Consider the following 11,707-nt stretch of genomic DNA (forward strand, 5'->3'; position numbering starts at 1 on the left):
CCTCGGGCGGTTTCCGTACTAGAGGGTGATCTTGTCCACGTTGGGACCGCCGTTCGCCGTGGTGGCGACGGCCCTGATCTTGTTCACCCCCGCGGCCAGCGTCACCTTGACGGTCTTCGTCGTCCAGTTCGGCCAGGCCCCGGTGCCGCCGAAGCCGACACCCGACGCGCTGACCGTGCCGTTGACGGAGAAGTCCAGCGGCCGGTTCGCCGTGGTGCCGTTGGCGTACCGGACGACGACGTCGTAGGTGCCCGCGGCGGGCGCCGTGACCGTCCACTCGACCGAGCTGCCCGCCACGTTGTCGTAGTTGACGAACCCGGTGCCGGTGAACCCGGCGTGGTTGGACTCCACCGCGCCGTCGACGACCGTGGCGTCCTCCGCCTGGTAGTCGACCGGGTTGTTCGGGCCGGGGCCGGAGCCGTCGGCGGGAACGGTCTGCGTCCCGGTGTTCCAGCCGGAGACCCGCACCGAAGGCTTGGAGCCCTTGAGGTCGGAGGTGCGGTACTTCGCGGTCAGCGTGGTCGTTTCACCCGGCCACAGGCTCACCGCGTTGTCGTTCCATTCCACCGGGAGCACCGGTTTGCCCGCGGAGTCCACGACCTTCGAGTCGACGTAGAACGCCGGGAGCTTGCCGCCCGAGGTGTTCTTCAGCGTCACGGTCGTCGTGGTGGTGCCGTCGGATCCGGCGACCGACTTGGCCGTCGCGCCGACGGCCGACTGGCCGAGGTTCTTCAGGCCGGACAGATCGGCGTAGGCCGACTGGGGCGTGTAGTACCAGTCACTGCCGGCCCAGTTCAGCGTGTCCGCCTTGGTGGAGAGCCAGTACACGTTCCGGCTGACCTCCTTGCCGGAGGAGTCGGTGAGCACCAGCTTCGCCAGGTAGGTCGTCGACAGCCCGCTCACCGCCGGGACGGTGACCGCGGTGGCCTTGGCGCCCAGCGCCCCGACCGACACGCCGGTCTTGGTGTTGCTGTACTTCTCCGTGCCGTCGAGGTTGTACAGCTTCGTGGTCGCCGTCAGCCCGCTCACCGCGTTCGACGTCTGGTTGATCACCACGACCGAACGATTGTCGTGCGAATACTGGATGTGCAGGGGCTCGTTGGCCTTCTTCGCGCCGTAGTAAGCGCCGTTCTGGTCCATGTAGGCGTCGAACAGCTGCCAGTGCAACGAGGTCCACGGGCTGTTGAGCATCCAGTAGATCAACCCGGTCGAGGGGTTGGTCGAGTCGGTGTAGTTGCGCGAGTGCGACTCGAACTCCGCACGCACGTTCTCGTACTGCGCGAGCTGGGACTTCCGCACGAAGTCGGTCAGGTCCGCCGGCGCCCCGTAGCGCTTGGTGAGCGCGTTGCCGAACAGCTTCAGATTCGCGAACGTCGTCGACGAGGAACGGTGGTACTGCGGAGCCGACGGGTCCTTCCACATCGTTTCCAGCTCGCTCGGCGACATCATGCGCTTCAGCGTGTCCATCGTCGGGATGTCGACGCCGGCACTGGTCTCCGAGTTGAAGTTCCAGGCGCCACCACGGTCCTTTTGCGACTTGTCGTACCAGTAGACCGGCGGGACGTAGTCGTACGGGCCGTTCATCTTCATCCCGGAGGCGCCCGTGATCGGGGACGGCCGCTTCGACGCCGACGGGATCACCGGGAGGGTGAAGTCGGCGGCCTTCATCGCGTCGAGGTAACCCTGCTCGATCCGCTTGTCCGGCGCGAAGTCGCTGCCGATGTGGAAGGAGACGACGCTCGGGTGATCACGCAGGCGCTCGGCTTCGGAGAACATCGAAGCCTTGGCGATCGGGTAGTCCGATTCGACCCAGGGCTCGCCCTTTTCCTCGCCGTTGACGTGGCCTTCCCATTTGTCGCAGCATTCCCAGCCGGGCATGGTCAGCACGCCGAGGTCGTCGGCGAGGTCGAAGAACTCGTCCGGCTCGATGTGGCCTTCCAACCGGACCGTGTTGAGCCCGAGGTTCAGCACGTACTTGAGCTTGTCGGCCGCCGCGGTCTCGTTCCAGCGCAGGAACAGGTCCGGCGTGTAGCCGCCGCCCCTGATCAGCAGTGGCTTGCCGTTGACGCTGTACTGCCGTCCGCCGCTGGAGTTCAGCGGCGCCTTGACGTCGCGGACCCCGAACTTCGACTTCGAGGTGTCCGACGGCGCGCCGCCGACACTCGCCGTCAGGTCGAGGGCGTAGCGGTGCTGGCCGCCCATCCCGGCGGGCCACCAGAGGTTGGGGTTGTCGAGACCGACCACGCCGAAGGTGACGGTCTTGCGCTCCTTGGCGGCAAGCGAGACGGTCTGGCTGACCGGCTTGCCCGCGACCGTCCCGGCGACGGTGGCCTGCACCGCGTTCGCCGAGTCGTTGCGGACGTCGGCCTTCACCGTGAGGTCCGCGTGGTCGAGCGAGGAGTTCAGCTTCTGGACCACGTGCGCGCTGCGCAGCGCGACCGGTCCGCCGCGGCGGACGAGGACGTCACGCACGATGCCCATGTTCTGGTCCGGCGGGGTCTGCGCCCAGTCGATCCAGCCCATCGAGAGGTCGTTGTTGGGGTCGTTGGGGTAGACCTTGAACGCGACGCTGTTGACGCCCGCGCGGACGTGCGCGGTGATGTCCAGGTCGTGGCGGGTGTAGGCGCCGTTGACCTGGTCCTTCGTCGCGATCTTGGTGCCGTTGACCCAGACGTCGGCCTTCGAGAGCACGCCGCTGAAGTCGAGATAGGTGCGCGACGACGTGTCTTCGACGTTCAGGTCGGTGCGGTACCACCACGGCACGGAGAACTGCGCCGCCGGGACGTTCTTCATGTTCGTGGAATAGAAGGGGTCGGCGTACTTGCCGTTCTGCAGCAGCCCGGCGTAGACCGTCGACCGCGACGACACCGGGTACCAGCCGGAGGTCGGGAAGCCCGGCTTCGACACCGCCGAGTCATCGCTGACCTGTGCCGAGGACTGGATCACGAAGCCGGGGATCGGGGTGGCGTTGCCCGCGGCGGCGCCGACGGACAGCGGTACGGCCACTTCGGCGCCGGTGGCGGCGGGAGCGGCCGTCACCCCGCAGACCGCGGCGGCCAGCGCGGTGACGGTCAAGGCCAGTAACGGGATCCGGGTTCTCTTCTGCCGAAAACTCACGAGCGCGCCTCCTTGGGCACACGGCGGCGGACCTGGGCGGAAATCGTTAAGAAAGTTCCCTAACAATGTTGGGGGAGATAGTAGCCGCCACTTCACGCGGGGAACAGACCCTTGCATCGGGTTCGTCAGCGATGCCGGTGAGCCGGGTAGTGTCCCGGCCGTGGAGCTGCTCCCGTTCGACGAGTACGTACGGTCCCTGAACCGGAAGCGGATGGCCGCCGGTGTCCTGTTCCGCGACGACGCCGACCGGGTCCTGATCGTGGAGACGTCCTACAAGGAGGACTGGGAAATCCCAGGTGGCGCCTGTGACGAAGACGAACCGCCGTGGCGCACCGCGGAGCGGGAGATCGGCGAAGAACTCGGCATCGCCCGCCCGCCGGGCCGGCTGATCGCCATCGACTACCTTCCCTCCGACGAGCGGATGCCCGAAGGCCTCACGTTCGTCTTCGACGGTGGGGTGATCACGGACGAGGACCTCGCCGGGTTCGTCTTCGCGGACTCCGAAATCGTGTCGGCGGCCTTGGTGTCCTTGCCGGAGGCGGCGCTGAAATTGAGCCCTCGTCTCGCGCGGCGGGTCTCCGCGGCACTCGGCGCCGTCCGGTCCGGTGGTCTCGCCATCTGCGAAGGTGGCCGCCCCGTCAGCTGACGGGTGCCACGTAGCTCCACTGTCCGTCGACGCGGACGAAGGCGCTGTTCTCGTGCATGCTGCCGGGACGGCGATCCTGCCGGTAGTGGGCCCGGAACTCCACGGTGCCCTCGGCCTCGAGCAGGCCGCCGCCGGTCTTGCCGAGGATCTCCAGGAACGTCCAGCGCTGTCCCGGGTCGAGCTCGAGATCGGCGGGGCAGGTCTTCGGATACCAGGTCTTCGTGAGGTAGTCCGTGTCGCCGACGGCGAACGCGCTGAACCGCGACCGCATCAGGAGTTCGGCTGTCGGCGCTGTCGCGGTTCCCCGGTGGAAGCGGCCGCAGCAAGCGCCATAGGGCTCGCCGAGGCCGCACGGGCAACGGGATTCATCGGTGATCGCGGGCACGTCCGCGATTGTGTCATCGCGGCGCGGTGGCGCTTTCGAGGTCCCGTGCCTGCTTGAGCCAGCCGGTGAACAGCTCGGCGTCGATGTCGTCGGCCGAGCGCAGCTTGACGTGCGCCATCTCCCGGGCGCTCGCCTCGAGCCTGCCGGACGGGTCGTCGACGAGCTGTCCCTTCCAAAGGGCGAAAGTGACGTACGACGAGTACGCCTTCATCAGGCAGACGAGGTTCTTCCCTGCGGCTTCGCCCGCGCTCCAGGTCGGGGAGGCGTGGTACATCGCCTCGATGGAGCCCGGCAGGGCGGCGTTGACGATCGGGCGCAGCGCGATGGCGACCTCACGCAGGTTCTCGGGCAGGGCGGCGATGTAGTCGTCGACGTTCGCGAACTTGGCCATGACTTGATCCCTTCGGTCGGTGTGCGCCCAGCTAACCGTCCGAAGGTTCGAGTTGTCAAGACAAAAAAATTATTCGGTGGGTTCCTTGTCGTCGAGCACGCCCCACCAGAGGAAGTCGCGGGCACGGGTCGCCGCGACCAGATGCTGCCTGCCGCGAAGCTCGCGGCGTTCCTCCTCGGCCTGCGGCCCGGTCACGCTTTCGCGGGTGTTCTCCAGCACCAGCACGGCCTCGAAGTCGAGCCCCTTGGCCCGGTGCACGGTGCCGACCTTGAGCTTGCCGTCGGCCTCGCCGGTGTAGTTCTCCAGCGCCAGCGTGGGGATCCCCGCCGCCCGCAGGATCTCGTTGCACCGGACCAGATCCTTGTGCTGGAAGACGATCAGCGCCGAATGATCGCGGCGGACCGGCAACCCGCGGACGGCGTCGACCAGCGCGACGGGAAGCTCGCGCGAGGTGCCACGCCAGGTGTCGGTGGTACCGCCCGCGCTGGCCGATTCGGCCGCGCGCAAGGCGACCCCGTCCGCGCCGTCGAGGTCGTCCACCCGGTTCGTTGCGTCGAAGCGCTGCGCGAAGCCCAGCACCTCGGCACGGTTGCGGTAGTTGACCTTCAGGATCTCGCCACGGCCCTGGATCGGGATCCCGGCGTCGGACAGCCGCCAGCCACCGGGATACACCTGCTGCTGTCCGTCGCCCACCAGCAGGAGCTTGTTCGGGCCGTCGCCCGCCAGCTCGCGCAACAACCGCAGACCGGTCAACGGGATGTCCTGGACCTCGTCGACGACGACCGCCGCGTACGGCGTTTCGAGTGGTCGCCTCAGGAGTTCGGCGCGGCCCAGCTCGATCAGGTCGTTGTGGTCGTGCGCGCCGTTGTCCGAGAGCCTGCGCTGGTAATGCTCGTACAAGCCCCAGACGAGTTCCTTCTGGTTCGCGTTGAGGGGCAGGATCCGGCCGCGGCGGAGGATCGCGAGGTAGCCGTCGAACGTCGTGATCCCGCGGCCCTTGATCACCCTGTCCAGTTCCGTGCGCCAGTAATCGGGGTGCGGTTCGATGGACTCGAGCCGTTCACGGAAGGCGATCCACGCGAAGCTGAACGCGTTCTCGATCTGGGTCCGGTCCACGTTCACGCGGACCTCCCGCCCGGCGAGGAACCGGCGGACCCAGGCGTGCAGATTCGTGAACTCGGCGCGCCCTTCCAGCTCCGGGGCCAGCCGGTCGAAGGCCGTCTTGATCACCGGCGGCAACGAGTGCACGTAGGTGGTGAACAGCAGCGGACCGGTGCTGAGCCGGGCCAGATGCCTGAGCCGGTGCAGGGCGACGACCGTCTTGCCGGTCCCCGCCGGCCCACTGATCCGCGCGGGACCCGAGTAATCGCGCTTGACGATGGCATTTTGCTGCGGATGCAGGAAGGTGAGCCAGGAGTCGAACGGCCGTCGCTGCGCCGCACCGAGCTGGTCCTCGATCAGCTCGGCCGCGTCCAGCAGTCCCGCGGAGTCCGGGGCACGATCCGGCTGTTCGACCGCCAGCGGACGGTAGGCGCGCAGGCGTCGTTCCGCCTGGTCGGCGATGAGAGCGACCAGCCTCCTGTCGAGGTGGAGCGCGTCACGCCGGAAGATACGGTCGAGGCTGGCCTCGGTCAGCGACCAGTAGACGCCGTCCTGGCGGGGCTTGCCCGCACCCGAGCCGATCACCACGAGGTGGATTGCGCTTTCGGCCAGGGACCGGCCCTGTGGTCCGGGGATCCCGGCGAAGCGCTCCTTCGCGTGGCGCAAGACCTGGTGCGCGGTCTCGTCGTCCGGGCCCTTGTCGGCGATCAGGAGGGCGAGGACGCCGGTGCGCCCGATCAGGAACGCGTCCGCGCTCCGGCTGTCGTCCGACGGCAGCACGGCCTTGACCAGCAGCCGCCAGCCGGCGCCCGTCCTGCTGAGCAGGGCGGTGAGGACGTTGCGATGCAGCGAATCGAGGTCGGTGAAGGTTCTTTCGAGAAGCTGCCTCGCTTGGGCTTCGAGTCGCCTTCTGGAGTGTTCGCTCCTGCTCAAAGTGCGTTCCGTTCCGTTGAGGGCAGGGTCAAGGGGCGGGGAATTCAACGGCGATTTCGACGGCGGTCTCCAGCGTCGCTTTGCTCGGCCGTCCCGCCGCGGGCGCGGACTCGGCGATCACGACCAGCTTCTTACGCAGTCGTGAGTCGTAGTTCTCGCCGGTGAAGCGGCCTCCGTGCTCTTTCTCGCCGAGGAGCGCGACATTGCCGGTGCCGTCCTTGTCGATGAGCCTTTTCAGCTCGCTCGCTTCGCTCGCCTTCGGCATCTTCACCCACGCTACGGACACGGCGATGGTGTTCCCGGATCCGTCGTCGATGGTGACGATCAGGCGATCGAGGTCGACACACGGGTGACGCAGGAAGAATCGCTGGGCTTCACCGAAGGAATGCGGTCCGCACTTCAGTTCCCGTTTCGCGGTTCTCTTGAGCTGACGCCAGCCCAAGCGCTGCCATGCTTCGGAATGGCGGCCCTTTTGGGTGGACTGCTTGCTGGAGGATTTGCCTTTGAGGGCTTGGCCTGCGGCGGAGTCCAGAGAGGCGGCGGAGCCGCCGCCACCTGCGCCGATGCCGACGCCACCGATCGCGACGACACTCGCGGTGGCCACTGCCGCGAGACCGCCGCGACTGGTAAAGCGTCCCTTTTCGTCGCGCGGTGGCAAATTGCTCATACGGTTCCGTCCCCTCCCAAGTCCGGAACGGCCGATCTTGCTCCGGACGCCGAGAAGGGACCGAGGACTTCAGTGCGAATACGCCCGAATGGAGCAGTGGGTCTTCGGGTTTCCGCCGGTACTGAACAGTTCCGAGCATGCCGAGGGGCCCGTCGCCGGTGTGGCTGGCGGGCTTCTCGGTTCACACATGGGTGTTGCGTCGGGATCTTCGTAGTGGATCCAGATACTGGGGTGGGGTGAACTCCGGTAGTCCGTCGGTTGCCATGCGGGCTTCCCAGTCCCCGTGGTGGATCAGGCGATGGTGGAAGCCGCAGAGCAGGACGAGGTTCCGGAGATCGGTGGGTCCTCCGTCTGCCCAGTGGTGAATGTGGTGGGCGTGACAGTTCTTCGGGTTGCGATGACACCCGGGGAACGCGCAGCCCCGGTCACGGATGTTTAAAGCTCGGCGTTGGCCGGGGGTGACGAACCTTCTCAGTCGTCCCACGTCGAGGGGTTCCCCGGCGGCGTTGAGGACGACGGGGAGCATGAGGCAGTCGCAGGCGGCCATGCGGGCTTCGCGGGCGGTCATCTTTCCGATGAAGTCCACGCATGCGGTGCCGAGTCCGGTTTTCAGTTCGTCGAGGCCGATGGTGACGTGGATCAACGTCCGGTAGCCGCTCGTCCCGGGCTGGTCCGGGCACGCGATCGCCAAATCCACTAGCTCAGCCCAGGCGTCACCCTGACGCTCGGCCTTCGAGCGCAGATCCGCTTGGCCGAACTCGTCCACCGGACGCGGCTTCGCATACGCCTCAAGCACAGCCGCGGTGCGGGCACCCAACTCGTCATCCAGCAGACCATTCAGCTTCCAGAACCCGTCTTTGCGGCGTTCCAAGGTCAGCTCGCGGCGAGGCTGGGCGGGTTCGGGATCCTTCGGTTCTTTGCCGTCCGGGTCGAGCCAGCCCAGCAATTGCTCCCCGAGGTCCGATACCTGCTGGGGTCCCGCCTTCCGGGCGAGGTCGGCGAGGGTTGTCTCCGCGTGTTCCCGATCCTCGACCGATACCTCGGCGGGGATTTTCCGCAGGATCTCCACGATCTGCTTGATCCGTTCCTCGCCGATCGCGCCGTCCGCCGCCGCAACAGCGGTCGCCGGTGCGAAGGCCGGGATCTCCGTGCCGTCCAAAGCGCGCGTCGGATTCAGATCGAGAGCGCGATTCACATACGGCCGCGCCTCGCCCTGGCTCAGCCCCGCGACATCAGCGAACCACGCCAACGTCGTCCCATAACCGTACAAGTCTTTCGCGCCACGAGAATCAATCTCCGCCAGATACCGCCCCAGGCCGGCGGAGGCGACCCGCATCACCTGCAGGAACTGTTGCACGCCATGGGCAAGTTCCAGCTTGCCAGCGCGCCACAACTCCTGCGGCAACTCGGGAAGGATCGTCTGGGACACACCACAAGAATACCGAAATCAGTCGAACAAATGTTCGTAATTTTAAGCAACATTGAATCGGTACGTTTGCCACTGACGGGTGATTCCATCAGAACGGTGCCACTACCTAAAGCGACGCCGAACGTTGACAACCGCATTTAGTCGACTAAATGCGTGCGGAGCGAAGCAGGTCGCCTAACATCGGCAAACATGACGACAGTGGCTCGACGTCGTGTGGTGGCGGTCTTCCGAGGACTTCGCCGCGTCGCGCGAGAAGGGGGCCAACCTGGCGGGGGTCAAGGCCTTCTTCGCGCCCATCGCCGAGTTGGTCTCCGCCGAAGAAGGCGCCACCCAGGACTACCGGGCCTAGAGCCCGCCCACATGCCGGGACAGGAAATAACGCCGCTCCCAGTCCGTTGACCTGGGAGAACGAGCAAGGTCACGGAAGGAATCGGCGATGACCACAAGCCTGGACACTTTCACGCAGGACTGGCGAGGCTGGAAGGCCCAGCGCGAGCGCGATCTCGCCGACCCGCTCGGCTGGCTCGCCCTGGTCTCGCTCGACTGGCTCGAGGACAAACCGCGCGCGTACGACGGGCTGCCCGGCGTGTGGTGGCAGGACGCCGACGCGGCATACCTCGACCCGCAGGGCGCGGACCTCTCTTACGACGGCGAGCGGGTCGCCGGCGTCCGCCGCTTCGAGCTGGTCAACAGCGGTGCGACCACCCGGGTCGTCGCCGGGGGCATCGAGATCGAGGTGGCGCGCCGCGGCGGGTACCTGATCCGCGCGCACGACCCGAAAGCGCCGGTGCTGAACGCTTTCCGCGGCGTCCCGGCTTACGAGCCCGACGCGGCCTGGGTGCTATCCGGCAGCTTCGAGCCCTTCGACGAGCCACGGCCGACCACGGTCGGCGCGGTCGTCGAAGGGCTCAGCCACGTCTATGTCTCCCCGGGCATCGTGCGTTTCGAACACGACGGCGTGGAGCACACGCTCACCGCGTTCAACGGCAAGAAGGACGGCCTGCTCATCCTGTTCACCGACGCCACGAGCGGAGTGACCACGTACGCGGCGAACCGGTCGCTCGAAGTGGCCGCTCCCGCCGAGGACGGGTCCGTCGTCCTCGACTTCACCCGCGCGCTGAACCTGCCGTGCGCGTTCACCGACTTCGCGACCTGCCCTCTGCCGCCGGCGGGCAACGAACTGTCGTTCGCGGTGGAAGCGGGGGAGAAGCTGCCTTACGAGCGGCTGGGCTGAACCGTCGCGAGTGCCGTCATCGCCTCCTGTTCGCGCTGAGCCAGTTCGGACAGGATGGCGGAGGCGTCGGTCAGGTGCCGGGTGTCGCCGGTTTCCCCGGCCCGCGTGCACAATCGCGCGACCTCGGTCCACAGTGGAGTGATCTCGCGGTACTTCTCACCGGCCACCCGGAGACCGGCGTCGTCGACGAGTGCCGCGCACTCTTCGAGGAAGTCGCGGTAGATCCGGCGGAAGAGCGCGCCGCCGGTCCCCGCCCGTTCCATCAGGACGGCGGCCTGCGGGAGGTCGCGGGCTGGATCGCTGCTGCGGTCCAGCCATTTCTTCACCTGCACGGCGGCCTTGCCGATCCCGCGATAGCCGAGGTTGGCGATGGGCGGGTTCAGGAACTCCGCCGCGTTGGCCCGCACGGCCGTGCGAACGATGTCGGAAAGCGGTTTGGGAGGCGCGTCGGCGGTGATGGTGAACGAGCGGTTCTTCGCCGTCATGGGGCCTTTCTCGCCGCGAGCGCGCTCCAGGCTGGCCAAGGACGTCGACACCGCACCACCCTGCTGTGCGGTGTCGACCAGGAAGGCACGTTCCTCGTCGTAGCCGTACAACGCGGCGAAGTGCCCTCCAAAGTGGACTTTCGACGTGAAGTACTCGAGATGGTACGAGTCGAGCTGCAAGCCGACCGGGGCACCGGCGTCGAGCTGCTCGGCCACGTTCCGCCAAGCCGTGCGCGCCGACGTGGTCTCCTTGACACGCAAGGTCAGTCCGAGATGTCCGGTCAGTTTCCCCGTGATCTCGGCGGGTTTGCTGCGCCCGCCGAGGAAGGGGAACGGCAGGTTCTTCCCGTCCCAGTAGATGAAGCCGAGACCCTCGCCGAGCCCGAACAGCATCGGCTCGGACAGCTCGATCCCGGCGTGCCGCAGGAGGACGTCGAGAGTGCTGGTCTCGCAGTGCTCGCCGCCCGTGGTCTTGATGTCGTCGAGGATCACGCGGTCACCGGCCAGGCGATCTCGGTGCGGTAGGACTCGGGCGCGACCGACGGTCCGGGCGCCACCAGGTACAGCTCCTCGGCAGGCCCGGCCGGGACGCGGTCGCGTTCGGCGATCCAGCGGCCCAGCGAGCGGTAGGCCGTTTCGACATCGTCGTAGGCACCCTCGTGGATCGTCGCCGCGAGCAGGCCGCCGGGGAGCTCGGCGGATTCGATCTCGCCGTCGTCGCGCGCGGGCCCGTCCACCGGAACGAACAGTTCGACGGTCAACTCGTCGGGATCTTCGGTGAGGTAACGGGTCCCGGGCGGCCCGGACAGGGTGACGCCTTGTGCGTCGACCGCCGCGAACAGCCGCGCGTACGCGGGACCGATCAGTTCGGCGAGACCGCTCAGTGGGGTCCGGATGCGCAGGCGGGCGATCGGCTGTGGTGCGCGCACACGCTCGTAGACATGCAGCCACCGCGTCGGCTCGGCGAGGACGGAGTCGAGTTCGCCGCAGATCGCCGCGAGTTCCGCGGCCCGCGCCGCCACCCGGTCGTGATGCCGCTTGATCGCGGCCTTCACGTCGTCCGGGGTGCCCGCGGCGAGGATCTCGGCGATCTCCGCCAGCGGCACCTCCAGTTCCCGCAGCCGCCGGATCAGGCTCGCGGCGGCGAACTGTTCGAGCGAGTACCGGCGGTATCCGCTGCCGGGGTCGATCCGAGCGGGTACCAGCAGCCCGAGCCGGTCGTAGTTCCGCAACGCGCGGACCGACAGCCGGGTGGCGTGCGCGAACACGCCGATCGGCATCAAGGTCGTCATGGGACCAGCCTGAACCCTCTCCCGAGG

11 protein-coding genes are annotated in these 11,707 nt (G+C 67.4%); 3 read left to right on the plus strand and 8 right to left on the minus strand.

Annotated features, from left to right (window positions below; translation table 11 throughout):
* Positions 1–18 precede the first annotated feature (18 nt).
* Positions 19–3,117 carry a glycosyl hydrolase 2 galactose-binding domain-containing protein gene (locus ACZ5IK_RS29905; protein ID WP_465490747.1) on the minus strand — a complete coding sequence of 1,033 codons (3,099 nt, stop codon included), beginning with the start codon at positions 3,115–3,117 and terminating at the stop codon, positions 19–21.
* A gap of 160 nt (positions 3,118–3,277) precedes the next feature.
* On the opposite strand from ACZ5IK_RS29905, the gene ACZ5IK_RS29910 reads away from it, so the two are divergent.
* Positions 3,278–3,763, plus strand: a complete 486-nt coding sequence (locus tag ACZ5IK_RS29910; RefSeq protein WP_465490748.1) for an NUDIX domain-containing protein — start codon at positions 3,278–3,280, stop codon at positions 3,761–3,763.
* On the opposite strand, the gene ACZ5IK_RS29915 is transcribed toward ACZ5IK_RS29910, so the two are convergent.
* The 5 genes from ACZ5IK_RS29915 to ACZ5IK_RS29935 form a co-directional block, all read right to left on the minus strand.
* Positions 3,756–4,148 (minus strand): YchJ family protein, encoded by a 393-nt coding sequence (locus tag ACZ5IK_RS29915; protein ID WP_465490749.1) that lies wholly within the window; start codon positions 4,146–4,148, stop codon positions 3,756–3,758. The genes ACZ5IK_RS29910 and ACZ5IK_RS29915 overlap by 8 nt on opposite strands.
* A 13-nt stretch (positions 4,149–4,161) precedes the next feature.
* Complete coding sequence (locus ACZ5IK_RS29920; protein WP_465490750.1) at positions 4,162–4,539, minus strand: DUF1801 domain-containing protein; 378 nt, start codon at positions 4,537–4,539, stop codon at positions 4,162–4,164.
* Positions 4,540–4,608: 69 nt separating this feature from the next.
* Positions 4,609–6,573, minus strand: coding sequence for a UvrD-helicase domain-containing protein (locus ACZ5IK_RS29925; RefSeq protein ID WP_465490751.1), 1,965 nt, complete (start codon positions 6,571–6,573; stop codon positions 4,609–4,611).
* Positions 6,574–6,601: 28 nt separating this feature from the next.
* A complete protein-coding gene (locus ACZ5IK_RS29930) occupies positions 6,602–7,240 on the minus strand; it encodes a hypothetical protein (RefSeq protein WP_465490752.1) in 639 nt (212 codons plus the stop codon).
* A 181-nt stretch (positions 7,241–7,421) separates the two neighbouring features.
* The gene (locus ACZ5IK_RS29935; protein ID WP_465490753.1) at positions 7,422–8,669 is read right to left on the minus strand and encodes an HNH endonuclease signature motif containing protein; all 1,248 of its coding nucleotides are present in this window, start codon (positions 8,667–8,669) and stop codon (positions 7,422–7,424) included.
* A gap of 211 nt (positions 8,670–8,880) precedes the next feature.
* Here ACZ5IK_RS29935 and ACZ5IK_RS29940 point away from each other — a divergent pair, with 211 nt between their 5' ends.
* On the plus strand, positions 8,881–9,018 hold the full coding sequence (locus ACZ5IK_RS29940; protein ID WP_465490754.1) for a hypothetical protein: 138 nt from the start codon (positions 8,881–8,883) through the stop codon (positions 9,016–9,018).
* An 87-nt stretch (positions 9,019–9,105) separates the two neighbouring features.
* Entirely contained in the window at positions 9,106–9,903 is a 798-nt protein-coding gene (locus ACZ5IK_RS29945) for a DUF1684 domain-containing protein (RefSeq protein WP_465490755.1), read from the plus strand.
* On the opposite strand, the gene ACZ5IK_RS29950 is transcribed toward ACZ5IK_RS29945, so the two are convergent.
* Positions 9,885–10,880 carry a BtrH N-terminal domain-containing protein gene (locus tag ACZ5IK_RS29950; RefSeq protein WP_465490756.1) on the minus strand — a complete coding sequence of 332 codons (996 nt, stop codon included), beginning with the start codon at positions 10,878–10,880 and terminating at the stop codon, positions 9,885–9,887. The genes ACZ5IK_RS29945 and ACZ5IK_RS29950 overlap by 19 nt on opposite strands.
* Complete coding sequence (locus tag ACZ5IK_RS29955) at positions 10,877–11,680, minus strand: MerR family transcriptional regulator (protein ID WP_465490757.1); 804 nt, start codon at positions 11,678–11,680, stop codon at positions 10,877–10,879. Before ACZ5IK_RS29955 ends, ACZ5IK_RS29950 begins: the two co-directional genes overlap by 4 nt.
* Positions 11,681–11,707: the final 27 nt, after the last annotated feature.

The organism is Amycolatopsis sp. NPDC031561 (assembly GCF_055580625.1).

Coding starts and splice junctions, on each gene's coding strand:
- ACZ5IK_RS29920 (WP_465490750.1), bottom strand. CDS start 4,539: ATGGCCAAGTTCGCGAACGTCGACGACTACATCGCCGCCCTGCCCGAG.
- ACZ5IK_RS29930 (WP_465490752.1), bottom strand. CDS start 7,240: ATGAGCAATTTGCCACCGCGCGACGAAAAGGGACGCTTTACCAGTCGC.
- ACZ5IK_RS29945 (WP_465490755.1), top strand. CDS start 9,106: ATGACCACAAGCCTGGACACTTTCACGCAGGACTGGCGAGGCTGGAAG.
- ACZ5IK_RS29955 (WP_465490757.1), bottom strand. CDS start 11,680: ATGACGACCTTGATGCCGATCGGCGTGTTCGCGCACGCCACCCGGCTG.